Genomic DNA, 26,826 nt, shown 5'->3' with positions numbered 1-26,826 from the left:
CTTATTGAGCCTGCGAGACGCGGCGGCGCACGTAGTGATTGAAGAGCACGGCGATGAGCAGCATCACGCCGAGGAACACGCGGAACCAGTCCGAGCTCACGTTCGTATAGGTGATGCCGATCTGCACGACACCGAAGATCAGCGCGCCGAAGCATGCGCCGACCACCGAGCCGTAACCGCCCGTCAGCAACGTGCCGCCGATGACCGCCGCGATGATCGCCTCGAATTCCTTTTGCAGGCCGCGATCCGCTGCTGCCGAACCGATATCGCACACTTGCAGCACGGCGAACAGGCACGAGCAGAATGCGGTCAGCACGAAGAGCGAAATCTTCACGCGCTTCACCGGCACGCCGACATTCTTCGCGGCGTTCGCATCGCCGCCGACCGCGAGAATCCAGTTGCCGTAGCGCGTCTTGGCGAGCACGAACGCGCCGATCGCCGCGAGCACGAGCCACCAGATGATGACCTTCGGAATGCCCGGCACGAGCGGCTCGCCGCTATCGAGCAGCTTGCCGATGCCCATGTGCGCGAGCCAGGTGAACACGCCGTGCAAGGCGACGCCGTGAAAGAGCGTATTGGCGATCGGATCGGCCTGGGCGAGATCGCCCACGCCGGAGATGATGGTGCGATCCGCGAACATGATCGACAGCGCGAGCGTGAGGCCCCGCAGGATGAACAGGAACGCGAGCGTGACGATGAACGAGGGCAGGCGCGTCTTCATCACGAGATAGCCGTTCAGTGCGCCGAGCAGCATCGACATCAGGAACGCGAAGAGAATGGACAGCGATAGCGGCCAGTGGAAGTAGACCGAGGGCAACGCGACCATCATGCCGGCGAAGCCGATCATCGAACCGATGGACAGGTCGAACTCGCCCGCGATCATCAGAAGACACGCGCCGACCGCGAGCAGGCCGAGATAGGCGGCGACCTGCGACCAGTTCATCACGCCGTCGAGGTTGAACATGCCGGACGAGCCCGCGCCGAACCCGAACACGATGAACACGAGCACCGTGCCCGAAATCGCCGCGAATTCCGGGCGATTCAGCAAGTGACCGAACCACGATTGCTGGCGTACGCGCTCATCCGATGGCTTGGCCTTGTCGGGTGTTTCAGCGTCGTCCTGCTGAGCGTTCACGTGAGGAGGGTAATGCTTGCCGGCTACGCCCATGATGGCTCCTTGAGACTCGATACGATGCAGTACGGATGTGCGTGCCCCCGCCGCGTCCCGCAAGGGAACGCGACAGAAGCATGAGACATCGATGAAAGCGGGCGGCGCTAAGGAAGCCGCCCAAAGAAGGTCAGCTTGCGATCAACGATATTGACCGGCGTACTTCACGACCTTGTCGAGATTTTCTTTAGTGATGAAGCCCGGTCCCGAACGAATGTTCTTGGGGCCGTACGACGGTTGCAGTCCGTAGGTTTCGAGGCGCGCCTTGAATTTCGGATTCGCTTCGAGAATCTGGCGGATCTTCGCCGGATCGGTGGTGTGTTCCTTATGCACGATCGCGAGCACCGCCACCGGGATATAGCCTTGCAAGTACGGCTGCTGATCGATCGCGAACTTGATCGTGCCGTCCTTGATCCCCTTCGCGATGTCGTCGGAGAAGTCGAAGGTCACGAAATAGATCTTGTTTTGCAGGCCCATTTGCGTGACGGCCTTGAGCGTCGCGGATGCGGGCGTCGGTCCGAGCGTGAGGATCGCGCCCGTGTCCGGATGGTTGCGCAGATACGCCGATACCTTCGACTGAATCTCGGTCGGATCTTGTCCCGAATCGATCGTCGAGGCCTTGTAGTCGATGCCGAGCGCGTCCGCGAAGCCCTTGCAGCGATCGAACGAAACGGTATTCGTCGCGATGTGGTTCACGCACAGGAACGACTTCACGCCCGCGGCCTTTGCCTTTTCGCCCGCCGCCTTGCCGGCCACATATTCCGGCTGGCCGACGTGCATGATCGCGCCCAGTTGCGCGCTCTGTTCTTCCGTGCCCGAGTTGATCGTCACGAGCGGAATCTTCTTCGCGGTGACCTTGTTGATCGAACTCTTCAGCACGTCGAAGTCGGCGATGGTGGTGATGACGCCGTCGTAGTTGCGCGCGGCCGCCTGCTCGATCAGACGCGACATGTCCGCGATATCGCCGTTCGGCGGATTGCGGTAGTCCGTCTGCACGTTGAAGTCTTCGTCAGCCTGCTTGATCGCGTTCTTGATGGTGTTCCACCAGGAATCGGAATCCGGCGCGTGGCTGATCAGCACGAACTTCGCGTCGGGCGCCGCCTGAGCGGGACTCGCCGCCATCAACGTTGCGCTGCACAACGCAGCAGCAGCCGCCAGCGCGCGCAGCGCGGCCCGACCGTTGCAAATGGTCATTGTCTCCACCTATCTCGGTTGTTGTTTGGTGTGATGTTTTCGCGAGCCGACCGTTTGATGTGCCGTGCTCAGGACCAAGAGTAGGTCAGTTTTCGGCGACCTGCAACAGAAATTTCATTGGTTCGGCAAATGGAAAATACATTCCAATTTGCTTGCCGCCTTCCTATAATCGGTTCTACGACGAACATCGAAAGAGCCTGTGATGGATGACGCCAGCACCGACGTACAAAGCGTCGACGAACTCATGCAGCGGATCACCGACGCGTACGACTCGCTGCCGCGTCAGCTGAAGAGTGTCGCGACCTACATCGAGCAGCATCGCCAGAGTGTGATGATGGATCGCACGAGCGATATCGCCAGTGCGTGCGGCGTGCATGCGTCGGCGGTCGTGCGTTTCGCGCAGCGCTTCGGCTTTTCCGGCTTCTCCGACCTGCAGGCCGTGTTCAGGCAGGCATACACGGGCGCGGGCGGCTCGCAGCAGAGCTATCAGCAGCGCATACGCAAGCTCATCGACGAGAAGGCGGGCGAGGCGTCGGGACTGTCGGTGGCGCGCGAGTTCATCGCGGCGAGCCGCACGGGTCTCGACGAACTCGAAGCCGGCCTCGACGACGCGCAGTTCGAAGCCGCCGTCGACATGCTCTCGCAAGCGGAGAACATCTATGTGATAGGCGTGCGCCGCTCGTTCGCGGTGGCGAGCTACATCGTCTATGCATTGCAGCACACGAAGAAGCGCGTGCATCTGATTTCGGGCTTCGGCGGCATGTTCCGCGAGCAGGTCCGCAGCGTGAAGAAGGGGGACGTGGTGGTCGCGATCAGCTTCGCGCCCTACGGCAAGGAGACGCAATATTGCGTGCGCGCCGCGCAGCATCACGGCGCGGCGACCCTCGTCATCACCGATAGCCAGCTTTCGCCGCTCGCGCGTCACGCGAGCGCGAGTCTGCTCGTGAAGGAGGGCAGCGCGTTCGCGTTCCGTTCGCTCACGAGCACCATTTGCCTGTGCCAGGCGTTGTTCATCGCGCTCGCGTACCGGCTGGAGTTGAACGTCGAGGAATCCAAGGAGACAGGTGGCTATGACGATTGATGTGGCGGTGTTTGGGGCAGGGCGCATCGGCAAGATTCACGCGGCCAATCTCGCGCGGCAGCCGGGCGTGCGTTTGAAATACGTCGTCGATGTGAATCGTGACGCGGCGTCCGCGCTGGCTGCCTTGCATGGAGCACAGGTCGCCGATGTCGATGGCGCAATGGGCGACGCTTCCGTCGGCGCGACCGTCGTGTGTTCGAGCACGGATACGCATGCGGATCTGATTCTCGCGTCGGCGGCGCAGAAGAAGCATGTGTTCTGCGAGAAGCCTGTCGATCTCACGATCGAGCGCGCGCGTGCGTGCGCCGATGCGGTCGCGAAAGCGGGCGTCGTCTGCATGATCGGGTTCCAGCGCCGCTTCGATCCGACTTTCTCGGCGGTGAAGGCGCGCATCGATGCGGGCGAGATCGGCGATCCGGAAATGCTGATCGTCACGAGCCGCGATCCGGGCGCGCCGCCGGTCGAGTACATCAAGCATTCGGGCGGCATCTTCAAGGACATGCTGATCCACGATTTCGATATCTTCCGCTGGATTCTCGACGACGAAGCCGACACGCTGCACGCGACGGGCAGTTGCCTGAGCGATCCGGCCATCGCCGATGCGGGCGATATCGATTCGACCGCGGTGACGATCCGCACGAAGCGTGGCCGTCTGTGCCAGATCAATACGGCGCGGCGTGCGGCGTATGGCTACGATCAGCGCTTCGAACTGCTCGGCAGCGCCGGCATGCTGCAGGCGGGCAACGTGCGGCCGACCGAAGTCACCGCCTACACGGCGACGGCCGTGTCGAGCGACAAGCCCGAGGCGTTCTTCCTCGAACGTTATCGCGCGGCGTACGCGGCGGAAATCGCGCATTTCTTCGATGCGGTCGAGAACGGCAAGCCGGTGCGTACCACGGTCGCGGACGGTCTGAAGGCGCTGGAACTCGCCGAAGCCGCGACGCTGTCGTGGCGCGAGAAGCGCATCGTGACGCTCGGGGAGAAGGTCGCATGAAATCGCTGCGCTTCGGTATTGTCGGATTGGGGCGGCTCGGGCGCCGGCATGCGGAAAATCTCGCGTGGCACGTGCCGGGCGCGCAACTCGTCGCGGCGTGCAGTCCGGTGGAGGAAGAGCGTGCATGGGCTGAGCAGTCGCTGCCCGAGCTTTCGCTTCATGCCGATTACGACGAACTGCTCGCGGACGCTTCCATCGACGCCGTGTGGCTCGTCACGCCCACGTCGCTGCATGCCCGGCAGATCATCGCCGCATTGCGCGCGGGCAAGCACGTGTTCTGCGAGAAGCCGCTGTCGCTCGATCTCGCCGAATGCGATGCCGTGCTCGAAGAACATGCGCGTCATCCGCATCTGCAGGTGATGATCGGCTTCGTGCGACGTTTCGATGCGAGTTATCGCGATGCGTTCGATGGCGTCACGAAAGGCGCGATCGGCCGGCCCTTCATGGTGCGCTCGCAGACCTGCGACAAGAACGATCCGGATGGCTTCTTCGTGCGATTCGCGCCGACATCGGGCGGGCTTTTTCTCGATTGCAGCGTGCATGACATCGATCTTGCGCGCTGGCTGCTCGGCAATCCGCGCGCCAAACGGGTGTATGCGAGCGGCACCATCGCGATTCACGAGGGCTTGCGCGAGTGCGGCGATATCGACAACGGCGTGGGCACGATCGAGTTCGAGGACGGGCGGCTCGCGGTGTTGTACGCATCGCGCACGATGGCGCATGGGCACGACACGCAGACGGAAGTGATCGGCACGGCGGGCGCGCTCTCGGTGGGACGCAATCCGAGGGCGAACCGCGTCGAGATCGCGGATGCGCACGGCATGCGCAACGCGTGTACGCCGACGTTCTTTGAGCGCTTCGAGGATGCGTTTTTGCGCGAGGCGCAGGCGTTCGTGGCGTTGCTCAGGGACGGGAAGCCGACTGGGCTCACGCTGGAGGATGCGAGGGAGGCGACGCGGATCGGGATCGCGATGCGCGAGGCTTATGAGAGTGGAAGGGCGGTGGAGTTGTGAACCCTGCGTTAAAATCGAACCTTCACCGAGCGCTCACCCCCCAGGCAAAGAAAGGTTCAATCGCGATGGAAGTTCACAAGGAAGTCGACGCGCGCGGGCTCAACTGTCCGTTGCCGATTCTGCGGGCAAAGAAGGCGCTCGCCGACATGACGAGCGGTCAGATTCTGAAGGTGCTCGCCACCGATCCGGGATCGCAGCGCGATTTCGCGGCGTTCGCCAAGCAGACCGGCAACGAGATCGTCGAATCGACGTCGCAGGACAAGACGTTCATCTTTCTGATGCGCCGTCGTTAAAGCGGACAAGCAGGCGCACAAAAACAAAATGCCCGTCACGCAGGTGACGGGCATTTTTTTCAGGCGAACCAGCCAGCTAGCTAGCCAGCGCGGCTTCAGCCTTCGAGAATCGGCGCGCGATTGCGCAAATATTCCTCGAAGTCCGCCTTCACTTCCGGATGACGCAGCGCGAATTCCACCGTGGCCTTGAGATAGCCCAGCTTGCTGCCGCAGTCGAAACGGGTGCCGTGGTACTTGTACGCGAGCACTTGCTCGTCCGACAGCAGCGATTGAATCGCGTCCGTCAGTTGCAGTTCGCCGCCCGCGCCCGGCTTCAGCGCGCGGATGTGATCGAAGACGCGCGGCTTGAGCACGTAACGGCCGACCACGCCCAGATTCGACGGCGCCACAGCCGGTTCCGGCTTCTCGACGATGCCCGACAGCTTGAAGATGTTGTCTTCCCACTCCTTGCCGTCGATGACGCCGTAGGACTTCGAATCCTGCGCCGGGATTTCTTCGACGCCGATCACCGAGCTGTGATAGTGATCGAATACTTCGATCATCTGCGACATCACGGGCGGCTTGCCGTACAGCAAATCGTCCGCGAGGATCACGGCGAACGGGTTATCGCCGACGAGCTTTTCCGCGCACAGCACCGCGTGGCCGAGACCGAGCGCTTCGGCCTGACGCACATAGAAGCAGTCCACGTGGCTCGGCTTGATGCTGCGCACGAGTTCGAGCAGCTTGTCCTTGCCGCGCGCTTCGAGTTCCGCTTCGATCTCGTACGACTTGTCGAAGTGATCTTCGATGGCGCGCTTGCTGCGACCGGTCACGAAGATCATTTCGGTGATGCCGGCGGCCATCGCTTCTTCGACCGCGTACTGAATCAGCGGCTTGTCCACGACTGGCAGCATTTCCTTCGGGCTTGCCTTGGTCGCGGGTAGGAACCGCGTGCCCAGACCTGCGACGGGGAAAACCGCTTTGGTAACTTTTAGCATGTGATGACCCTGATCCTCTTAATTCATTGAAACGTCGAGACAACCGGAACGGATCGATAAATGATTCGAACCCCCAATTCAAGCCGGCAGACGCAATAATTGGGCCTGAAGTTTCTCGATGGTGGTTCCGTATTCTGCCAGCCTTTTGCGCTCCTGTTCAACGACAGCCGCCGGCGCTTTTGCAACAAAGCTTTCATTACCGAGCTTCGCGTTACATTTTGCGATCTCGGCAGTCAGACGGTCCACTTCCTTCGTGAGACGCTCGCGCTCCGCGGCGACATCGATCTCGACCTTCAGCACGAGCTTGCTCGTGCCGACGATCGCGACCGGCGCGCCGTGGGCTTCCTTGTCGAGAGCGGCTTCGTCGTCGATGATCTTCACTTCGGAAAGACGCGCGAGGGCGGCGATATACGGCGCGAACGCGGAGAGGCGCGCCGCGTCGCCGTGCGCGAGCAACGGCACCTTCACCGCGGGCGACAGATTCATTTCGCCACGCAGATTACGACATGCATCGATGACAGTCTTCAGTTCGGCGGCCCACTGTTCTGCGGATTCGTCGATTTTTTTCTGCGCGGCGCGCGGGTAGGGCTGCGTCATGATCGACACTTCGCCTTCCTTCGCACCCGACGGGAACGCGTCCGTCAGCGGGGCGACCTTCTGCCACAACGCCTCGGTGATGAACGGAATGATCGGATGCGCGAGGCGCAGCACCGTTTCCAGCACGCGCAACAGCGTGCGGCGCGTCGCGGTCTGCTGCTCCGGCGTGCCCGTCTGAATCTGCACCTTCGCGAGTTCGAGATACCAGTCGCAGTATTCGTCCCACACGAACTTGTAGATCGCGCTCGCGACGTTGTCGAATCGATAGTCCGCGAAGCCTTTCTCGACTTCCGCTTCCACGCGCTGGAGCAGCGACACGATCCAGAAATCGGCCTGCGAGTAATCCGTGTAGCCGCCCGGACCGCAATCGCCCGGCTTGCACGCGCCCGGATTCGCGAAACCGCAATCGTGACCCTCGCAGTTCATCAGCACGAAGCGCGTGGCGTTCCACAGCTTGTTGCAGAAGTTGCGATAGCCCTCGCAGCGCGCGAGGTCGAAGTTCACGTTGCGGCCGAGCGTAGCCATCGACGCCATCGTGAAGCGCAGCGCGTCCGTGCCGAACGACGGAATGCCTTCGGGGAACTCCTTGCGCGTCTTTTTCTCGATCTGCGCGGCGGCCTTCGGGTTCATGAGGCCCGTCGTGCGTTTCGCGACGAGCGCTTCGAGATCGATGCCGTCCACGATGTCGATCGGGTCGAGCGTGTTGCCCTTGCTCTTCGACATCTTCTGACCTTCGGCGTCGCGCACGAGGCCGTGCACATAGACGGTGTCGAACGGCACCTTTCCGGTGAAATGCGTGGTCATCATCACCATTCTGGCGACCCAGAAAAAGATGATGTCGAAGCCCGTCACGAGCACGGAAGAAGGCAGGAATGCGTCAAGTTCCTTCGTCTCGTTCGGCCAGCCGAGCGACGAGAACGGCACGAGCGCGGACGAGAACCATGTGTCGAGCACGTCTTCATCGCGCTTGAGCGAGCCTTTGTAGCCTTGCGCGTCGGCATCGGCGCGGGCTTCTTCTTCGGTCTTCGCGACGAAGATTTCGCCGTTCTCGCCGTACCACGCGGGAATCTGATGCCCCCACCACAACTGACGCGAGATGCACCAGTCCTGGATGTTTTCGAGCCACTGATAGTACGTGGTGGTCCAGTTCTCCGGCACGAACTTGATCTGGCCGCTGCGCACGACATCGAGCGACGTTTCCGTGATCGACTTGCCCGGATTGAACGTGCCTTCGGGCGCGGCCTTGGTCATCGCGACGAACCACTGGTCCGTGAGCATCGGCTCGATCACGACCTGCGTGCGATCGCCGCGCGGCACCATCAGCTTGTGCGGCTTGACGGATTCGAGCAGGCCGAGCGCTTCGAGATCCTTCACGACTTCCTTGCGCGCGTCGAAGCGGTCCATGCCGCGATACTTTTCGGGCGCGTTGTCGTTGATCTTCGCGTCGAGCGTGAGAATCTCGATCTGCGGCAGCTTGTGGCGCTGGCCGACGGCGTAGTCGTTGAAATCGTGCGCGGGCGTGACCTTCACGACGCCGGTGCCGAATTCGCGATCGACGTATTCATCGGCGATGACCGGGATTTCGCGGTCGCACAGCGGCAGCACGACCGTCTTGCCGATCAGATGCCGATACCGCTCGTCTTCCGGATGCACCATCACGGCGACGTCGCCGAGCATGGTTTCGGGGCGCGTCGTCGCAACCGTGAGATGGCCCGATCCGTCCGGCAGCGGATACTGGATGTGCCACAGGCTGCCGTTCTCTTCCTCGCTCACGACTTCCAGATCCGACACGGCCGTGCCGAGCACCGGGTCCCAGTTCACGAGGCGCTTGCCGCGATAGATGAGCCCTTGTTTATAGAGCGTGACGAACACGTCGCGCACGGCGGCCGACATCTTGTCGTCCATCGTGAAGTATTCGCGCGACCAGTCGATCGAAGCGCCCAGGCGGCGCACCTGATTCGTGATCGTCGAGCCGGATTGCTGCTTCCACGCCCAGACGCGCTTCAGGAATTCCTCGCGGCCGAGGTCATGGCGCGAGACGCCTTGCGCATCGAGCTGGCGCTCCACGACGATCTGCGTCGCGATGCCCGCGTGGTCCGTGCCCGGCACCCACAGCGTGTTCTCGCCGAGCATGCGGTGATAGCGCGTGAGACCGTCCATGATGGTCTGATTGAACGCGTGCCCCATGTGCAGCGTGCCGGTGACGTTCGGGGGCGGCAACTGGATGGAGAAATTCTTCGCGCCCTCTTTGAACGTGGGAGCGGAAAGCCCGCGTTTTTCCCATTCCGGGCCCCATTGGGACTCGATGTTTTGAGGCTCGAAGCTCTTCGCAAGCGTGCTGTCGCTCATTGTGGAATCTGCCGAAAAATGCGTGAAAAAATGCGGGGGAATCCCCAATTATAAGGTTGCGCGCGCGACGTCGGACGAATTCGGCCCGTGGGCGCGCACCTCTGGCCGGCCGGCGACTCCATCGGCGCGGTCTTATAATGACCGGCCTGTCGCCAGAATTATTTCTGGCCCGCTCTCCTGCCGCTGCACTTTCCCATGCCCGACCTGCTCGCGAATCTGAACCCCGAACAACTCGCCGCCGTGACGCTGCCGAACGAGCCCGCGCTCATTCTCGCGGGCGCCGGCAGTGGCAAGACGCGCGTGCTCATTACGCGCATCGCATGGCTGATCCGGCAGGGCTATGCGTCGCCGCCGACCGTTTTGGCCGTCACCTTCACGAACAAGGCGGCGCGCGAAATGATGGCGCGCCTTTCCGCGCTCCTGCCGATCGACACGCGCGGCATGTGGATCGGCACCTTTCACGGCCTGTGCAACCGCATGCTGCGCGCGCATTACCGCGACGCCGGCCTGCCGCAGACCTTTCAGATCCTCGATACGGCCGATCAGCTCTCCGCCATCAAGCGTCTGATGAAGGGCCTGAACGTCGACGACGAAAAGTATCCGGCAAAGAACCTCCAGTACTTCATCAACAACGCGAAGGAGCAGGGCCTGCGTCCGAAAGACGTCGATGCCACCGACGCGTTCAATCGCAAGTTCGTCGAGCTTTACGAAGCCTACGATCAGCAATGCCAGCGCGAGGGCGTCGTCGATTTTCCGGAGTTGCTGCTGCGCTGCTACGAGCTGCTCGCGCACAATCCGCCGCTGCGCGCGCACTATCAGGCGCGCTTTCGCAACATTCTCGTCGACGAGTTTCAGGACACGAACAAGCTGCAATACGCATGGCTGAAACTGCTCGCGGGCGAGCACAACGCGATCTTCGCGGTCGGTGACGACGACCAGTCGATCTACGCGTTCCGTGGCGCGAACGTCGGCAACATGCACGACTTCGAGCGCGAGTTCCGCGTGCGCAATCTCATCAAGCTGGAGCAGAACTACCGCTCGCACGGCCATATTCTCGATACGGCGAACTACCTCATCGCGAACAACGCGCGGCGGCTCGGCAAGAATCTGCGCACCGACGCCGGCCACGGCGAGCCGGTGCGCGTCTACGAATCCGCGACGGATTCGCAGGAAGCGGGCTGGATCGTCGAGGAGATCAAGGCGCTCATCAATACGGGCGTGTCGCGCGGCGAGGTCGCGGTGCTTTATCGGAGCAATGCGCAGTCGCGGACCATCGAGCACACGCTCGTGAACGCGGGCATTCCGTACCGCGTGTACGGCGGCCTGCGCTTCTTCGAGCGCCAGGAAGTGAAGCACGCGCTCGCGTATCTGCGTCTGATCGACAATCCGAACGACGACACCGCGTTCGCGCGCGTCGTCAATTTCCCGACGCGCGGCATCGGTGCGCGTTCCATCGAGCAGGTCGCCGACGCCGCGCGTCTCTATAACTGTTCGATGGCCGCCGCCGTGCCGTATGTCACCGGCAAGGCGGGTTCGAGCCTCGGCGCGTTCGCGACGCTCATCGCGAAGATGCGCGCCGAGACGCAGCAGATGAGCCTGCCGGAAACGGTCGAATACGTCGTGCGCACGAGCGGCCTCGCCGCGTTCTACGAAGGCGAGCGCGAAGGTCAGGACCGTCTCGAGAACTTGCAGGAACTCGTGAACGCGGCGGCGGCATTCGTCAGCGAGGAGGGCTACGGTCTCGACACGCCCGCGCGCTCGATTCCGTTGCGTCCGGGTGCGACGGCTGTGCCGGAGATTGTCAGCGACGACGGCGAGATCGAAGTGCTCGACGCGCCCAACATCGCCGACCCCGCGCAGAATCCCGACACGATGACGCCGCTCGCCGGTTTCCTGTCGCACGCATCGCTCGAAGCCGGCGACAACCAGGCGCAGGCCGGCCAGGACGCCGTGCAACTGATGACCGTGCACGCGGCGAAGGGCCTCGAATTCACGGCGGTGTTCATCACCGGGCTGGAAGAGGGCCTGTTCCCGCACGAGAACAGCGCGCAGGAATCGGACGGGCTGGAGGAAGAGCGGCGTCTCATGTACGTGGCGATCACGCGGGCGAAGGAACGGCTCTATCTGTCGTTCGCGCAGAGCCGCATGCTGCACGGCCAGACGCGCTACAACATCCGCTCGCGTTTCTTCGACGAATTGCCCGAAGGCTCGCTCAAGTGGCTCACGCCGAAGGTCGAGGCGGGCGCGCGCTGGGGCGGACGCGCCGACAACGCCGGCTGGGGCCGCGACTGGTTCGCGCGTCCCGGACAGGAGCGCGGCGGTTCGTCGTATCCGCGCGATGAAGCGGTGAGCGCCGCGCTGCCCGCGTTCGCCAATCAGCAGCGCGCGGCCGAATCGGGCTTCAAGGTCGGCCAGGCCGTGTTCCACACGAAGTTCGGCGAAGGCACCGTGACGGCGCTCGAAGGCTCCGGCGGCGATGCGCGCGCGCAGGTGCGCTTCAAGCGCCACGGCGAGAAGTGGCTCGCGTTGTCGGTTGCGAAGCTGCAGGCCGTCGAATGAATATGAAGCGCCTCGGGATCATGGCGGCGCTGCCGCAGGAACTGGGCGACCTGATCGCGCAGATGCAGGCGGCGGGCGAGGTTCGCACGGTCACGCTCGGGCGGCGCGAGTACTACGTCGGCGATGCGCGCGGCCGGGCCGTCGTGGTCACGCTCGCGCGCATCGGCAAGGTGGCGGCGGCGGCGACCGCCAGCGCGCTGATCCACGTCTTCGACGCCGATGCCATCGTCTTCACGGGCGTCGCGGGCGGCGTTCGCGCGGATGTGCAGGTGGGCGACGTCGTCGTCGCGGATGCATTGATGCAGCACGATCTCGATGCGTCGCCGCTCTTTCCGCGCTACGAAGTGCCGCTGCTCGACCGCGCGCGCTTCGACGCCGATCGCCCGCTTTCCGATGCGCTCGCCGCAGCCGCCGACGCGTTCATCGCCGAAGAAGGCGGCGCGCTGGCGGAACGCTTCGCCGTCGCCGCGCCGCGCGTGCATCGCGGGCTGGTCGTGAGCGGCGATCGCTTCATCGCGAGCCACGAGGCGCTCTTCGCGTTGCGCGATGCATTGCCGGACGCGCTCGCGGTCGAAATGGAAGGCGCGGCCATCGCGCAAGTCTGCTACGAGCACGACGTGCCGTGCGCGGTCGTGCGCACGATCTCCGATACCGCCGACGCCGCGGCGCCCGCATCCTTCGCCGAATTCCTCACCTCGATCGCCGCGACTTACTCGTCGGGCATCCTGTCGCGGTTTCTGCGCGACGCGGCCTGATTCACCGCCCGCGCCCACGTTCTCTCGCTGAAAATCCCGCTTGTAGTTGAGAATGATTCTCAATACAATGACTCGCACGACGTGAGGCAGTCATCGAGCAAACGGGAGGTCCGACGACATGACCAACGATTTCACCGCCATCGGCATGATCTCGGCGAACGCCGCCAAGGTGCTCGAAACGACGCGCCGCGCGTGGAACGAGGCGTCGGCTCAGGCGCCGAAGAAGGCGACGCAACGTCCGCCGCGCGTCGCGCAACCGAAGAAACGCGTGGTGCCGCGGCGTTCGCGCTGGTCGTCGCTCGTCGCCGCGCTGAACTACTGGAGCCCGAAACCGCTGTGAACGCCGCCGATTCCACTTCGAAATCCATGACGCCTTCCTCGCTCGCGCTCGACGCGCGCTTTTTCGACGCGAGCCGTTTCCCGCTCGTGCGCCTGCGTCCGCGCGCCGTGAAACCGGGTTACGCGTTCGCGTGGAGCACGCAGATGCGGCGCCTCGTGGCGCTCTCGACGCCCTTCGTGCTGGTGGCCGAGCACGACGAAAACGAAACCGCCGACGACGCGCGCCTGCGCGCCGCCTGGATGCGCACGCATCGCGCGATGCTTGCCGCGTACTGCCGTGGCCTGATCGTGATCGAGCCGCGCATCGCGGCGCGCGCCACCACGCGTGAAGCGTTGCGCGCGCTCACCGAAGGCTGCGGCGTGCGCACGGTCGTCGTGTCGAGCATCCGGGTCGCCGGCGAGCTCGCGCCGGTGCTGCTGAAGCATTCGGCGTCCGAGGCCGCGCCCGTTCCCGCTACGCGAAGTCGGGCGATCTGAACGATCCGATCGATCAGGGCGCGCCCTGTCTAGCACGGGTTTGTCGGCTGCTCTATTCTGTGAGGCCAGCCAACGCCGTTTTGCAGAGGACGCGCATGCCGACTTACCAGGAAGCGTATCGACGGTCCATCGACGAGCCCGAAGCATTCTGGGCCGAACAGGCCCGACGCATTCATTGGCAAACTCCGTTCGATCAGGTGCTCGATCGCAGCAAGCCGCCGTTCGCGCGCTGGTTCGTCGGCGGCAAGACCAATCTTTGTCACAACGCGGTGGATCGGCATCTGGCGTCGCGCGCGCAACAGGACGCGCTCGTCTATGTGTCGACGGAAACGGGCATCGAGCGCCGCTACACCTACGCCGAACTCCATGCCGAAGTGAACCGCATGGCCGCCGTCATGCGTTCGCTGCATGTGAAGAAGGGCGACCGCGTGCTCATCTATCTGCCGATGATCCCCGAAGCGCTCTTCGCGATGCTCGCGTGCGCGCGTATCGGCGCGGTTCATTCGGTCGTGTTCGGCGGCTTCGCGGCGCCGAATCTCGCGGCGCGCATCGATGACGCCGAGCCCGCGCTCATCGTCACCGCCGATGCCGGCGCGCGCGCGGGCAAGGTGATCGACTACACGCCGCTCGTCGACGAAGCCCTGTCGCGCGCCGAATACAAGGTGCCGCAGGTGCTGCTGATCGACCGGCAGCTCGCGCCCGAGCGTTTGCAGGCGAGCTATCTCGTCTCCTACGAGCCGCTGCGCGAACAGTTCTTCGATGCTCACGTGCCCTGCGAATGGCTCGAATCCAACGAGCCTTCATACGTGCTCTACACGTCCGGCACGACGGGCAGGCCGAAAGGCGTGCAGCGCGATGTCGGCGGTTATGCGGTGGCGCTCGCCGCGTCGATGGAGCACATCTTTCGGGGCGCGCCGGGCGACACGATGTTCACCGCATCGGATGTCGGCTGGGTCGTCGGGCACAGCTACATCATCTATGCGCCGCTCATTGCCGGCTTGACGACCGTGATGTACGAAGGCACGCCGATCCGTCCCGACGGCGGCATCTGGTGGCGGCTCGTCGAGCAGTACAAAATCAACCTGATGTTCACCGCGCCGACCGCAATCCGCGTGCTCAAGAAGCAGGACCCGGCGCTGATGGAGAAATACGATCTGTCGAGTCTGCGCGCGCTGTTTCTCGCGGGCGAACCGCTCGACGAACCGACCGCGCAATGGATCCAGAGCGCGCTGAAGAAGCCGGTCATCGACAATTACTGGCAGACGGAAACCGGCTGGCCGATGATCGCGATACCGCGCGGCATCGAGGAATTGCCGACCAAGCTCGGCTCGCCGGGCGTGCCGTCGATGGGCTTCAACCTCAAGCTGCGCAACGAAGCGACAGGCGATGAGTGCGCGCCGGGCGAGAAGGGCGTCGTCACGCTGTCGTATCCGTTGCCGCCGGGCTGCATGCAGACCGTCTGGGGCGACGACAAGCGTTTCATCGATACCTACTGGGAGAGCGTGCCGAACCAGATGGTCTATTCGACCTTCGACTGGGGCGTGCAGGACGAAGACGGTTACGTGTCGATCCTCGGGCGCACCGATGACGTGATCAATGTCGCGGGGCATCGGCTCGGGACGCGCGAGATCGAGGAGGCGTTGTCGGCGCATCCGGCTGTGGCCGAAGTGGCGGTCGTCGGTATCGCGGACCCGGTGAAGGGACAGGCTGCCGCGGCGTTCGTCGTGCTGCGCGATGCGGATCGCATCAACGCGCCGGGCGCGCGCGAGGGCATGGAGGCGGAGCTTTGCCACGCGGTAGATTCGCAACTCGGCGCGATCGCGCGTCCGGCCCGCGTGCATTTCGTGACGATGCTGCCGAAGACGCGCTCGGGGAAGTTGCTGCGAAGAGCGATTGCCGCGCTGGCCGAAGGGCGCGATCCGGGCGAGCTGCCGACGATCGAGGATCCGGGCGCGCTGATGCAGGTGAGGGAAGCGCTGGGAAACTGAGCGCCGAAAACGCGACGGGCGCGCGGTCCGCTAAAGAACCGGCGCGCCCGCCGCGACGCATCACAACGTATCGCGATCAGCCCTTCGCGTGTACCTCGTGCGTCTTCGGCAGCAACACCGTCAGCACGCCGAGCAACGGCAGGAACGCACAGACCTTGTACACGTAATCGATGCTGGTGGCATCGGCGAGATGCCCGAGCACCGCCGCGCCAACGCCGCCCATTCCGAACGCGAAGCCGAAGAACAGGCCCGCGACCATCCCGACCTTGCCCGGAATCAGCTCCTGCGCATAGACGAGGATCGCCGAGAACGCCGAGGCCAGCACGAGCCCGATGATCACCGACAACACGCCCGTCCAGAACAGATTCGCATAAGGCATCAACAGCGTGAACGGCGCGACGCCGAGAATCGACACCCAGATCACCACCTTGCGCCCGACCTTGTCGCCGACCGGCCCGCCGATGATCGTGCCCGCCGCCACCGCCGCGAGGAACACGAACAGGTGAATCTGCGCGGCCTGCACCGACAGCCCGAACTTGCTGATCAGATAGAACGTGAAGTAACTGGTGATGCTCGCGAGATAGAAATACTTGGAGAACACGAGCAGCACGAGCACGCTCATCGCCATGATGACCTTGTTGCGTGGCAGCGTCGCGTGCGCGACCTGCGCGCGGCCCTTCTTCGTCGCCGGATGACGCTTGTACCAGCGGCCGATATTCGCGAGCACGAACATCGCGACGAGCGCCGCCGCCGAGAACCACGCGATGCTCTTCTGTCCATGCGGAATGACGATCAGCGCGGCGAGCAGCGGCCCGAGCGACGAGCCCGCATTGCCGCCGACCTGAAACAGCGACTGCGCGAGCCCATGTCTGCCGCCCGACGCCATGCGCGCAACCCGCGACGACTCCGGATGAAACACCGACGATCCGCAGCCGACCAGCGCCGCCGCGATCAGGAGCGTGCCGAAATTGCCCGCGATCGACATCAGCAAGAGACCCGATAGCGTGAAGCCCATGCCCACCGGCAGCGAATAGGGCTTCGGGTGCTTGTCCGTGTACAAGCCGACGAGCGGTTGCAGCAGCGAAGCCGTGACCTGATACACCAGCGTGATGAGGCCGATCTGTCCGAACGAGAGCGCGAACTCGGCCTTGAACATCGGATAGATCGCCAGAATCAGCGACTGGATCATGTCGTTCAGAAGGTGCGAGAAGCTGATCGCGCCCAGAACGGAATAAACGGTGCGTTGCGTGCCCGTGGTCGCGGAACCCGCGGCCGTTGCGCCGGCCGATGCGCCGGAAGGCGACAAAGCGCCCTTGTCGATGCTCGTTTGCATGGTGAATGGCTGATGAAAGCGAAAAAGTCCCGGTTTTTGGTCCATTTCAGTGCGGCATTTATGCGCAGGCTGAATTTCTGACAAGTTTAGGATGTCCCCGTTACGTTGTCCTGCCAAGCTTTGTCGCGAATCGGACAGGATAAGCGCTGCCATCCCCGTTGTTTCGTCTTACGCAACCATTTTTGGCCGGTTATAACAAGCACGGCGGGCGAACGCATGTTCGCTTTCCGATAAAAAGGCTCAAGAAAGCCGACAAACCTGCCGTACTCCGGTGGGGAGACCAGACCAGGCCAGGACTTGCCGCACGACGGCTCAGTCCGCAGATCAAATCGGGGAAACGATCGATGAAACTGCTTTCGCTACGCGCCGCAAAAGACGCGGGCTTCGTGGCGCGCACCGACGCCGCGGCAACCGAAGAACACGCGCGCGAGCGCACGACCAAGCGCGCGCTGTCCGTCAAGGCATCGCTCAGGCTCGCGTTCGGACTCGTGCTCGCGGGGACGCTCGCCATCGGCGCGATTTCGCTCACGCAGATCAGCCGTCTGAACGGCGCGACCGAATCCATCTACACGCAAGGTTATGTCGCAAGCCGCGCGGCCGAGGAAACGCGCGGCTATCTGCTGCGCGCGAGCCGCTCGCAGAAGATGCTGTTGACCGCATCGACGGCGAAAGAGCGCGACGATCTCGGCGCGCAGATCGAGCAGTCGCTCGCGGACATCGGCCGTGAGCAGGCGCAGCTCGGGCAATATATCGATCACGCCGACAAGGACGCGCTCGTGCAGCAAAAGAGCTTCTCCACCGCGCTGTCGAAGTGGAGCGAGAACCTGCGCACCTTCGTCAAGCTCGTGAAAGAGCAGCCGCTCGATCTCTCGCAGATGAACTGGCAAGTCGGCACGCAGGACGTGTCGCTGCTCGTCGAAACGGGCAAGCTCGAAAAGATGGTCGACGATCTCGTCGCGCGCCGCGGCGCCGCGGCCAAGGCGACGATCGATTCCGCCGCGTTCATCTTCCACTCGTCGTTCGTGATGGTGCTCGGGCTGACGCTCGCGTTGTTCGTGCTCGCGATCGTCGTCTCCGAATGGGTCGTGCGGCGCCTCGCCGGACAGCTCGGCGGCGAGCCCGGGTATGCGAAGGACATCGCGCGGCGCATCGCGTCGGGCGATCTCGCGTATCCGGTCAGGCTCAAGCGCCGCGACGATGCCTCGATGCTGCACGCGCTCGCGGAAATGCAGGCGGGCCTTTCGTCGACCGTCGGCGATATCGCCGCGAGCGCGGAGGCGATCGCATCGGCGTCGAGCGAAATTTCCACGGGCAACGTCGACTTGTCGCGCCGTACCGAAGAGCAGGCGGTCGCGCTGGAGAAGACCGCGGCCAGCATGGAGCAGCTTACGTCGACGGTTCGTCAGAACGCGGACAACGCGAAGCAGGCGAGCACGCTCGCCGCGAACGCATCGGCGATCGCGGAGAAGGGCGGCGCGGTCGTCGGCCGCGTCGTCGAGACCATGCAGCGTATCGATGCGAGCGCGAAGAGCATCGGCGACATCATCGGCGTGATCGAGGGCATCGCGTTTCAGACCAACATCCTCGCGTTGAACGCGGCGGTCGAAGCCGCGCGCGCGGGCGAGCAGGGGCGCGGCTTCGCGGTCGTCGCGGGCGAGGTGCGCAGTCTCGCGCAGCGCTCGTCGTCGGCGGCGAAAGAGATCAAAGGGCTGATCGGTACATCGGTGTCGCGCGTGTCGGACGGCTCGACCTACGCGCAGGAAGCCGGTGCCACGATGGAGGAAGTCGTGAAGGCGGTGCGCCGCGTCACCGACATCATGGGCGAGATTTCGGCGGCATCGGCGGAGCAGAAGACGGGCATCGAGTCGATCGGCGAAGCGGTCACGAAGATGGACGCGAACACGCAGCAGAACGCCGCGCTCGTCGAAGAAGCGGCCGCGGCGGCGCAATCTCTCGACGATCAGGCGCGCGCGTTGAAGTCGCTGGTCGGCAAATTCCATTTGGCCTGACGCAAGACATCGATATAGAATCGCGGACGGGCGCGGCAGGGCGCCCGGTCTCGCGAAAGTCTTGGGCATCTGCCACGCAACACATCAATTTTGGATCGAACCGCATCGTCGAACCTTTATAGCCGCAGCGAGAACGGCGCAACAAAGGAACAACGTCATGTGGTCAACATCCTGTCCGATCTCTTCTTCCGTTTCCAATAGCGACTTTCTGCGCGAACACGCGCGGCGCTTGCTTCGCCATGCGCGCGACGGCGACACGAGCGCATCCATGCCCGTCTTGCGCCGCCTGCTCGCGGCAAGCGTCACGCGCGCAGAACGTCTCGCCGACCTGCACGCGATCCGCGACGATCTGCAACTGAAGCATCTCCTTGCGATGCTCGCCGCCGAACTCGGCTACGCGAGCTGGGACGCCTGCAAGCTCGATATCGACGAGCAGCCGGGCGCGGCGATCGACCGTTATCGGCTCGACGCGGGCGCGTTCAACGACTATGAAAAGAACTGGTTTGCGAACGAGGAGGACGCGCTCGAATGGCAGCGCGCGCACGGCGGCTATATCGTGCGATACGGCGATCAGGCCGTGGCGATCCTGAAGCGGGAATGAGGCAGAAAGGCTGATGCGCGCAGGAGGGAAGCCGGTCAGATCAGCTCGACTTCCTTCCAGTTCGCGCTAAGGAAAAAACGGCTCAGCTCCTTCGTGAGCTCGTTCAGCGCGCTCATCTCGGGCGCCGAGATCTTGCGCACGTGCTGCGGGGACGTCCAGTCGCCGTAGATGAGCGCGACGGTCGAATCGTTCGATTTCACCGGCAGCAGCACGAAAGCCTGCGCCTCGCCGAGCGTGTCCTTGTACCAGCGCGGCAGGCGCGCATCGATACGCGCATCGTGTGCGTTCTCGATGAAGATGCCGACCGGATTCGTGATCGCGAGATGGAATACGTCGGGCCGGAACTCCGCGGAAAAGTGCAGTTGCGGCAGCATCGGCTCGACGCCGCCACCGAGCGCGAGACGCGCCTGGAACTCGTTGTTGGCCTGGCGCACGAACACCACGGTGCGCGACAGATGCAGACTCCCGAGAATCGATTCCGATGCCAGCGCGAGCGCCGGCGCGAGCGCATTTTTCGTCGGCAACGAGCGCAAGTCCTCCACGCTCGCGCCGATGCGCGCCTCCGCCGATACCTTCGCGCGGGCCATTGCATCGGCGTTCGCCTGCAGCTCGGAGATTTCGCGGATCACGCCGTCGCTCGCTTCTTCGTTCGCGAGCGCAAGGCTCATCGCGGTGAGGGTGTCCGCGTCGGTCTTGAGCGGTCCGCTATAGCGGCTGGCGATATCGAAGAGCACCGATTCGCGGCCTTCCACGGCGGTGTTCTGCGCGGTGAGCGCGTCGGCGACTTCGGTCGAATAGTTGGAGATGGCGCGCAGCCAGCGCACGTGCTTCGGCACGGTTTCATCGACGGGCGCGTTCGGATCGGTGGCGCGCATGCCTTCGCGGATCGTTTCCGGCAGCCGCCAGCGATCCGCGGCTTCGAGACCGATTTCGTCGAAGGTGACGCCCAGAAGCGCAGCGCACGCGTCGCTGTCCGGGATGTTTTCCGACGCCGCCTTGCGCCGCAACTGATCCCACTCGTGTTCGAGATAAAACGCGACGAGCAGCTTGCCGATCTGCCGCATCAGCGTACAGACGACCGCTTCCTCGGCGGAGCGCAGATCCTTGTGCTCGGTGAGCTGCCGCGCGACCGCGCCCGAGAGCAGGGTGCGGTTCAGTTCGAGCTTCGCGTCGATACGGCGCGGCGCGCTCTGATGGAAGTGATCGACGAGCTTCAGTCCCACGACGAGATGGCCGACCGCGTCCATGCCGAGCACCATCAGCGCGCGCGTGACGGTGGTGATGTTGCCGCCGAACGCGATGTACATCGCCGAATTGGCGAGGCGCAGCACCTTCTGCGTGAGGCCGACGTCCGACAGCACGACATGCACGAGCGACGTGAAGTCGAGGTCGTTGTCGTTCATCGCGGACACAGTGGTGCGCAGCGCCTGAGACAGCATGGGGAAGTCCCCGCGCTCGCTCATGCGCGCCCACAGCTTGTCCAGTAGTTCGGCCTTGGTGCGTGCCATTGCTAAAAGTTAAAAGCCTGTTCGTTACGCGACGGCTAACCCGAGGCGGCCCTGCAAGTTCAATCCGCCCTGACAACGAAATGTACACGTTATTAGGGAGTTACGGCGCGTCCTTCGATCAGAACGCGAACATCGCCCGCTCGTCACGACTCGTGCAACACCAGCGAATTCGACTGGAACGAGCGCGCCAGCTCGTCCGACGGCAACGCGTGGCTGATGAGCCAGCCCTGAATATGATCGCAGCCGAGGTCCGCGAGCAAGTCGCGCTGCGCCTCCGTTTCGACCCCTTCGGCAACCAGTTCCAGCCCGAGCGACTGCGCGAGCCCGACGACCGCGCTCACGATCGCGCGGTTGTTGCGGGACGTAATCAGGTTCTCGACAAAGCTGCGGTCGATCTTGAGCTTCGAGAGCGGAAAACGTTGTAAATAGGCGAGGCTCGAATAGCCGGTGCCGAAATCGTCGACGGCGAAACGAATGCCGATCGACGTCAGCGCTTCCAGAAGGCGCGTCGCTTCTTCCGGATCGTGCATCAGGAGGCTCTCGGTAATCTCGAAGACGAGCCGGCGCGCGTCGATGCCGGTGAGCGCGAGCGCTTCCTTCACCGCCGCGGTGAAGCGCTTGTCGCGGAACTGCTGCGGCGACACGTTCACCGACACGTAGTCGAGCCGGATGCCGATCGCATCCCACTGCGTGATCTGCATGCACGCGGCCTTCAGCACCCAGTTGCCCAGATAGTTGATGAGGCCGATCGATTCCGCGAGCGGAATGAACGTCGACGGCGGCACGAGCCCGTGTACCGGATGATTCCAGCGCATCAGCGCCTCCACGCCGACCACCGCGCCGGTGCGGATCTTCGTGATCGGCTGGAAGTAGAGCGAGAACTCGCCGTTGCGCACGGCTTCGTACAGATCCGCTTCGAGCTTCAGGCGCTCGGCGTCGGCGGGGTTGTCGTCGATCGTATGGAAGACGAGCGCGTTGCCGCCCGATTCCTTCGCCTGCGCGAGCGCGTTATCGGCCATGCGCAAAAGACTCGTCTGCGCGCCGTTCTTCGCGCTCTTGCCGCTCTGATCCGGATACAGCGCGACGCCCACGCTCGCCGACAAATGCGTGTGCTGCCCGCGATGCCGATACGGCTGCGCGATCGCGGTGAGCAGGCGTCGGCCGAGACTTTCGGCGAGTTCCGCCGTGGTGCCCGCGGGCAGGAGCACGGCGAATTCGTCGCCGGCCACGCGGGCAACGCGTTCACCATGCCCGGCCGTGTGCTGGATGCGCCGCGCGGTCTCGCGCAGGAGTTCGTCGCCGGCGTCGTAGCCGAGCGCGCGGTTGATGCGCTGATAATCGTCGATGTCGAGCAGCACGAGCCCGGCGTGCGTGCGCATCAGCTCGGCTTCGTCCTGCGCCGCGCTGATGGCCGTCTTGAGCGCGACGAGGTTGTCGAGGCCGGTGAGCGCGTCGTGGTTGAGCGTGTGCGTGAGCGACGCTTCGCGTTCCTGCCAGTGCGTCACGTCGAACGCGGCGAGCGCGAAGCCGGGCGTGCCGCGCGCGGCCGTCGATACGAGCCGCAGCTCGACGCAGATCGGATAGGTGAGCGACTTCACGACGGTCAGCGTCGCCGATTCGAGCTTGCCGCTCGCGCGCGCCCGTGCGACGAGCGCGTGCAGCTCGTCGGCCTCTTCGGACGCGACGAGATCGTGCAGCGTCAGCATGAGCAGATAGTCACGGTGATAGCCGATGAACTCGATGCTCGCATCCGATACATACTGAAAGCGCAGCGCGTCGTCGAGCTGCGCGAGGAAATCGACCGCGCCGAGCATGGCTTCGCTCGCGCCGGCCAAAGCGGGCGCGACGGTTGCGGCTGATGCCGTGTTGTCGTTGACATCGCCGGGCAACGACGGCGGACTCGCCTCGGGATGCGAGTCGGGCGCGCTGTCGTGCCGCTCGCGCGCGGCGCTTCCCCATGCGCGCGCGAGCACATCGAGCGCGATGCGCCACGGTGTGCGGCGGGAGACGTTGATCCGGTTCGCTTGCATGGTCTCGTAGGGTTCTGGCGGCTGCGCTCGCCCGCGTCGGGCGAACGGCGGCGCGCGAAACGCCGCGACTCGCGGGTTCCGGCCGGGACGTGCCGCGACGCGCGCGACACGCTCTATCAGGCGAGTTATCGGCCTTGCAGGGGATTTCTTTAACGGGCCACGCAGGTGCAACAATTCCCTTCGGGGATCAAGATTGTCCAGGAATTGTCGATATGAGGTTTCATATTATCTCGTCAGGCGAATTCGGGTACAGTGGCGCGTTTCCAGCAAGCACGGTTTCCCGCGAGTTGCGAGCGATGCCGGGTCTTCGGCGCGCTGTTGACCACCAGAATTCCGTTCGACTCGTTCGCCCCATGATCGAATCCACTATGCTGCCGGCCTGCGTCATGGCCCGAACCTCCGAGCCGGCCTTCATGCAGAGCTTCACAGCGCCGCGGCGCGTCCCTGAGCGGTCTTCGTCATGCCCGATTCGTCCCTGAAGCGCACGGCGCCCGCGCGGCGCGGACAGAGCGTCTATGTCGGGCGTCAGCCGATCCTCGACGGCGACGGCGTACTCGTCGCCTACGAACTGCTCTTTCGCGACAGCCCCGACAATCGCGCGCGCGTTCACGACGACGTGCAGGCGACCGCGCATGTCGTCGCGCGCACGATCGGCGAGATCGGCGTGCCGGCCGTGCTCGGGCCGCATCCGGGCTACGTGAACATGAGCCGCGAGCTGCTGTTCGACGACATCGTCCACATCATGCAGCCCGAGCGCTTCGTGCTGGAGCTGCTGGAAAACATCACCTTCGACGACTCGCTCTTCAAGCGCTGCGCGCAACTGCGCAACGCGGGCTTTCGCTTCGCTCTCGACGACGTCGTGCGGCTCGACGATGCGCTGCTCGCCGCGCTGCCCTCGGTGGATATCGTCAAGGTCGATTTTCTGGCGGCGGATCATGACCATCTGCCGGAACTCGCGGCGGCGGTGAAACGGCGCGGCAAGCTGCTGGTGGCGGAAAAGGTCGAGACGCCCGACGACTTCACGCAGGCGAGGAAGCTCGGCTTCGACTTCTTCCAGGGCTATTTCTTCGCGCGGCCTCAGGTGCTCTCGGCACGTCGCGCCAGTCCCGCGCGCGGCTCGCTGCTGCGACTCATGGCCGTGCTCGCCGGCGAGCCGGGCCTGCGCGAACTGGAAGCGGAGTTGAAGCGCAATCCGGACATCGTCGTGCAGTTGATGCGCCTCGCCAATTCGAGTGCGCAGACGCGCGGGCGGCGTGTGTCGTCGCTGCGCGAGGCGATCGCGGCGACCGGCACGCGCCAGCTGATGCGCTGGACGCAGTTGCTTTTGTACGCGGACGGCAGCGGCCTGCCGTGGCGCTCGGATCCGCTTCTGCAACTCGTCGGCACGCGTGCGCGCTTTCTGGAGCTCGCAGCCGAAACGCTGCGTCCCGCCGACGAAGCCTTCTCCGATGCCGCGTTCATGACGGGCATCTTCTCGCTCGTGCATGTCGTGCTCGACATGCAGCCGGCGGAAATTCTCGATAAGCTGCATCTGGCGGCGGAAATCCGCACCGCGATTCTGGCGGGCGACGGGCCGCTCGGCGCGCTGCTCGGCATCGCGCGGGCGGCGGAGCGGGGCGATGGTTCCGCCATCGACGCGAGCCGGCACGCGCAGCCATCGCTCGACGTGCTCACGCCCGCCGTGCTCGCGAAATTGCAGTTCGACGCGGCGGCGTGGTTTGCCGGACATCGCATGGATCAGGGCGCGGACGACGCGTAGAACGAGATCATCTAAAGGAGCGGGCATGAAGAGCAGGATTCTCAGCTTTACGGCGGGTGGCGCCCTGGTGATCGCGGCGGCGATGCATTCGCTCACGGCAGGCGCGACGCTCAAGCCCGGCGATGCCGCGCCCGACTTCACCGCGCAGGCATCGCTCGGCGGCAACGTCTACGACTACTCGCTCGCCGACGCGCTCAGGAAGGGCCCGGTCGTGCTGTACTTCTACCCGGCGGCATTCACGAAGGGCTGCACGATCGAGGCGCACGAATTCGCCGAAGCGGTCGATCAGTACAAGGCCGAGGGCGCGACGGTGATCGGCGTGTCGCATGACAACATCGATACGTTGAAGAAGTTCTCCGTGAGCGAGTGCCGCAGCAAGTTCCCGGTCGCGGCGGACGCGGACTCGAAGATCATCCGCTCCTACGACGCCTCCATGCCGATGAAAAGCACGATGGCCAATCGCGTGTCCTACGTGATCGCGCCCGACGGCAAGGTCATCTACGAGTACACGAGCCTGTCGCCGGACCAGCATGTCGCGAACACGCTGCAGGCGCTGCGTGACTGGAATGCGAAGCACAAGGCGCAGTGATAGGTTTCGGTTTCACCGGTTGAGCGCGCGGGAGACGCCATGCCCATCGTCGTCGGATTGATCGCCTTAGGGTTGCTGATTTACGGCGCGATATGGTCGTTCAACGCGCTTCATGCGCATTTCGGGCTGGGCGTGGCCGTTGCTGTGGCGATCGTCGTGTTGCTCGCGATCGCCGCGGGCGTGATGCGCTGGCTCGCGAGCCGCCGCGAGATCGCGCCGAACCTTCGCAAGGGCGAGAGCGGCGACTGGACGCACGAGCTCAGGACCGACTGGGGCGGCGTGCGGGTCGCGGCGGGCAAGCGTCTGTGTGATGTGCGCGTCGGTGACGAGCGCGGCAGTTATATCTTCGCGGACCTGCGCGGGGCGCGGATGCAGGAGCCGGGTGGTGGGAGCGGTGTGTGGCAGGTCGTGCTCGATGTGCAGGATGCCAAGCACGGCGCGTGGAATCTGCCGATGCGTGATCGCGAAGAGGCGCGCAAGTGGGCGCGTATTTTGTCGCTTGCGACGCAGCAGAGGCTTTGATTCGCCGGATCCCGATTTCTTTTTGGTTTATTAGCGTTGCCCCTGTGCGGGGCGGCAGTCACTTTCTTTGCTGCTGCAAAGAAAGTAACCAAAGAAAGCAGCTCGTCGAGGCCCGCGGTCACACGCAGTTTGGCCATGCTTGCCAGCTCGAGGTGGCCCTCGCCTAAGTGTCGCCCTCGAAGGACTTACGGGCTTGGCTCGCGCACGGTCTGACACATCGCGCCGCTTGACTCACTGGTTCAGCACCAAATAGCTCCGGCCCGCTTCGCGGCCGTTCGGTCAATCGGGTTTGCGTGTGCTTCTTCTCCGGCGGTTTCCCTCGCATACCCAACGGCAGCGCGTAGCGCTGTGCCGAAGCTATTTGGTGCTGAACCAGCACGCCAAAACATTTGGTGCGGCAGACCGTGCGCGAGCCAAGCCCGGTTGGGCCTATGAGAGCCACACTTAGGCGAGTGCCACTTCCGGCTGGCAAGCATGGCCAACGTGCGTGTGACCGCGGGCCTCGACGAGCTGCTTTCTTTGGTTACTTGTATATTGATTCCAGGTGGGCGGAAACTGATCTCTTCCGCTCACCCGAAGCGGTAGCCCGTTTGTGTTACATGGGCTCGCAGCCCGAAAGAAAGCTGGTGGCGCCGCTTCTTCTTACCGCTTTGAACCCGGACAGTTGACTGAGCCTCGAGCTCGTATCTTT

At 64.0% G+C, this 26,826-nt stretch carries 21 protein-coding genes; 14 read left to right on the top strand and 7 right to left on the bottom strand.

Features of this window, described 5'->3' with window-relative positions:
• Window position 1: 1 nt before the first annotated feature.
• Window positions 2-1,168 (bottom strand): ABC transporter permease, encoded by a 1,167-nt coding sequence (locus IAG25_RS15515; RefSeq protein ID WP_187605655.1) that lies wholly within the window; start codon window positions 1,166-1,168, stop codon window positions 2-4.
• Window positions 1,169-1,309: 141 nt separating this feature from the next.
• On the bottom strand, window positions 1,310-2,362 hold the full coding sequence (locus IAG25_RS15510) for a sugar ABC transporter substrate-binding protein (protein ID WP_187605654.1): 1,053 nt from the start codon (window positions 2,360-2,362) through the stop codon (window positions 1,310-1,312).
• A gap of 202 nt (window positions 2,363-2,564) precedes the next feature.
• On the opposite strand from IAG25_RS15510, the gene IAG25_RS15505 reads away from it, so the two are divergent.
• The 4 genes from IAG25_RS15505 (at window position 2,565) to IAG25_RS15490 (ending at window position 5,743) form a co-directional block, all read left to right on the top strand.
• Complete coding sequence (locus IAG25_RS15505; protein ID WP_035509218.1) at window positions 2,565-3,443, top strand: MurR/RpiR family transcriptional regulator; 879 nt, start codon at window positions 2,565-2,567, stop codon at window positions 3,441-3,443.
• Entirely contained in the window at window positions 3,433-4,437 is a 1,005-nt protein-coding gene (gene iolG, locus IAG25_RS15500; protein WP_187605653.1) for an inositol 2-dehydrogenase, read from the top strand. The genes IAG25_RS15505 and iolG overlap by 11 nt, the downstream gene beginning before the upstream one ends.
• Complete coding sequence (locus IAG25_RS15495; RefSeq protein ID WP_187605652.1) at window positions 4,434-5,450, top strand: Gfo/Idh/MocA family oxidoreductase; 1,017 nt, start codon at window positions 4,434-4,436, stop codon at window positions 5,448-5,450. The genes iolG and IAG25_RS15495 overlap by 4 nt, the downstream gene beginning before the upstream one ends.
• A gap of 65 nt (window positions 5,451-5,515) precedes the next feature.
• On the top strand, window positions 5,516-5,743 hold the full coding sequence (locus tag IAG25_RS15490; protein ID WP_035509205.1) for a sulfurtransferase TusA family protein: 228 nt from the start codon (window positions 5,516-5,518) through the stop codon (window positions 5,741-5,743).
• Between the two features lie 95 nt (window positions 5,744-5,838).
• Here IAG25_RS15490 and galU read toward each other — a convergent pair whose 3' ends face one another.
• Together galU and IAG25_RS15480 are read right to left on the bottom strand one after the other, a co-directional pair.
• The gene (gene galU / locus IAG25_RS15485; protein ID WP_035509203.1) at window positions 5,839-6,720 is read right to left on the bottom strand and encodes a UTP--glucose-1-phosphate uridylyltransferase GalU; all 882 of its coding nucleotides are present in this window, start codon (window positions 6,718-6,720) and stop codon (window positions 5,839-5,841) included.
• A gap of 78 nt (window positions 6,721-6,798) precedes the next feature.
• Window positions 6,799-9,666, bottom strand: coding sequence for a valine--tRNA ligase (locus IAG25_RS15480; protein ID WP_187605651.1), 2,868 nt, complete (start codon window positions 9,664-9,666; stop codon window positions 6,799-6,801).
• A 195-nt stretch (window positions 9,667-9,861) separates the two neighbouring features.
• On the opposite strand from IAG25_RS15480, the gene IAG25_RS15475 reads away from it, so the two are divergent.
• The 5 genes from IAG25_RS15475 to IAG25_RS15455 all read left to right on the top strand — a co-directional run bounded on the left by IAG25_RS15475 (window position 9,862) and on the right by IAG25_RS15455 (window position 15,784).
• Window positions 9,862-12,225, top strand: coding sequence for a UvrD-helicase domain-containing protein (locus IAG25_RS15475; RefSeq protein WP_187605650.1), 2,364 nt, complete (start codon window positions 9,862-9,864; stop codon window positions 12,223-12,225).
• A gap of 2 nt (window positions 12,226-12,227) precedes the next feature.
• On the top strand, window positions 12,228-12,980 hold the full coding sequence (locus tag IAG25_RS15470; RefSeq protein WP_187606115.1) for a 5'-methylthioadenosine/adenosylhomocysteine nucleosidase: 753 nt from the start codon (window positions 12,228-12,230) through the stop codon (window positions 12,978-12,980).
• Window positions 12,981-13,098: 118 nt separating this feature from the next.
• Complete coding sequence (locus IAG25_RS15465) at window positions 13,099-13,320, top strand: hypothetical protein (protein ID WP_187605649.1); 222 nt, start codon at window positions 13,099-13,101, stop codon at window positions 13,318-13,320.
• A 26-nt stretch (window positions 13,321-13,346) separates the two neighbouring features.
• Window positions 13,347-13,796, top strand: coding sequence for a hypothetical protein (locus IAG25_RS15460; RefSeq protein ID WP_222946526.1), 450 nt, complete (start codon window positions 13,347-13,349; stop codon window positions 13,794-13,796).
• Window positions 13,797-13,891: 95 nt separating this feature from the next.
• Entirely contained in the window at window positions 13,892-15,784 is a 1,893-nt protein-coding gene (locus tag IAG25_RS15455; RefSeq protein ID WP_187605647.1) for a propionate--CoA ligase, read from the top strand.
• Between the two features lie 76 nt (window positions 15,785-15,860).
• On the opposite strand, the gene IAG25_RS15450 is transcribed toward IAG25_RS15455, so the two are convergent.
• A complete protein-coding gene (locus IAG25_RS15450) occupies window positions 15,861-17,117 on the bottom strand; it encodes an MFS transporter (RefSeq protein WP_255503735.1) in 1,257 nt (418 codons plus the stop codon).
• Window positions 17,118-17,461: 344 nt separating this feature from the next.
• Here IAG25_RS15450 and IAG25_RS15445 point away from each other — a divergent pair, with 344 nt between their 5' ends.
• Together IAG25_RS15445 and IAG25_RS15440 are read left to right on the top strand one after the other, a co-directional pair.
• Complete coding sequence (locus tag IAG25_RS15445) at window positions 17,462-19,126, top strand: methyl-accepting chemotaxis protein (protein ID WP_187605646.1); 1,665 nt, start codon at window positions 17,462-17,464, stop codon at window positions 19,124-19,126.
• Between the two features lie 157 nt (window positions 19,127-19,283).
• Window positions 19,284-19,727, top strand: coding sequence for a hypothetical protein (locus IAG25_RS15440; RefSeq protein ID WP_187605645.1), 444 nt, complete (start codon window positions 19,284-19,286; stop codon window positions 19,725-19,727).
• A 35-nt stretch (window positions 19,728-19,762) separates the two neighbouring features.
• Here the strand turns inward: IAG25_RS15440 and IAG25_RS15435 are convergent, their stop codons facing one another.
• A complete protein-coding gene (locus IAG25_RS15435; protein WP_187605644.1) occupies window positions 19,763-21,235 on the bottom strand; it encodes an HDOD domain-containing protein in 1,473 nt (490 codons plus the stop codon).
• A 143-nt stretch (window positions 21,236-21,378) separates the two neighbouring features.
• Window positions 21,379-23,265, bottom strand: a complete 1,887-nt coding sequence (locus tag IAG25_RS15430) for a putative bifunctional diguanylate cyclase/phosphodiesterase (protein WP_187605643.1) — start codon at window positions 23,263-23,265, stop codon at window positions 21,379-21,381.
• A gap of 460 nt (window positions 23,266-23,725) precedes the next feature.
• Here IAG25_RS15430 and IAG25_RS15425 point away from each other — a divergent pair, with 460 nt between their 5' ends.
• Genes IAG25_RS15425 through IAG25_RS15415 form a run of 3 tightly spaced genes read left to right on the top strand, consistent with a single transcriptional unit; the run spans window position 23,726 to window position 26,135 of the window.
• Window positions 23,726-25,024 carry an EAL and HDOD domain-containing protein gene (locus IAG25_RS15425; protein ID WP_187605642.1) on the top strand — a complete coding sequence of 433 codons (1,299 nt, stop codon included), beginning with the start codon at window positions 23,726-23,728 and terminating at the stop codon, window positions 25,022-25,024.
• A 25-nt stretch (window positions 25,025-25,049) separates the two neighbouring features.
• Window positions 25,050-25,613, top strand: coding sequence for a peroxiredoxin (locus IAG25_RS15420; protein WP_035509179.1), 564 nt, complete (start codon window positions 25,050-25,052; stop codon window positions 25,611-25,613).
• Between the two features lie 39 nt (window positions 25,614-25,652).
• A complete protein-coding gene (locus tag IAG25_RS15415; RefSeq protein WP_187605641.1) occupies window positions 25,653-26,135 on the top strand; it encodes a hypothetical protein in 483 nt (160 codons plus the stop codon).
• Window positions 26,136-26,826 lie beyond the last annotated feature (691 nt).

It is taken from the genome of Caballeronia sp. EK, from assembly GCF_014384845.1.
Lineage (GTDB): Bacteria > Pseudomonadota > Gammaproteobacteria > Burkholderiales > Burkholderiaceae > Caballeronia > Caballeronia jiangsuensis.
Note: the sequence above shows the minus strand (reverse complement) of the source record. Positions and strands in the feature narration are given on the sequence as shown.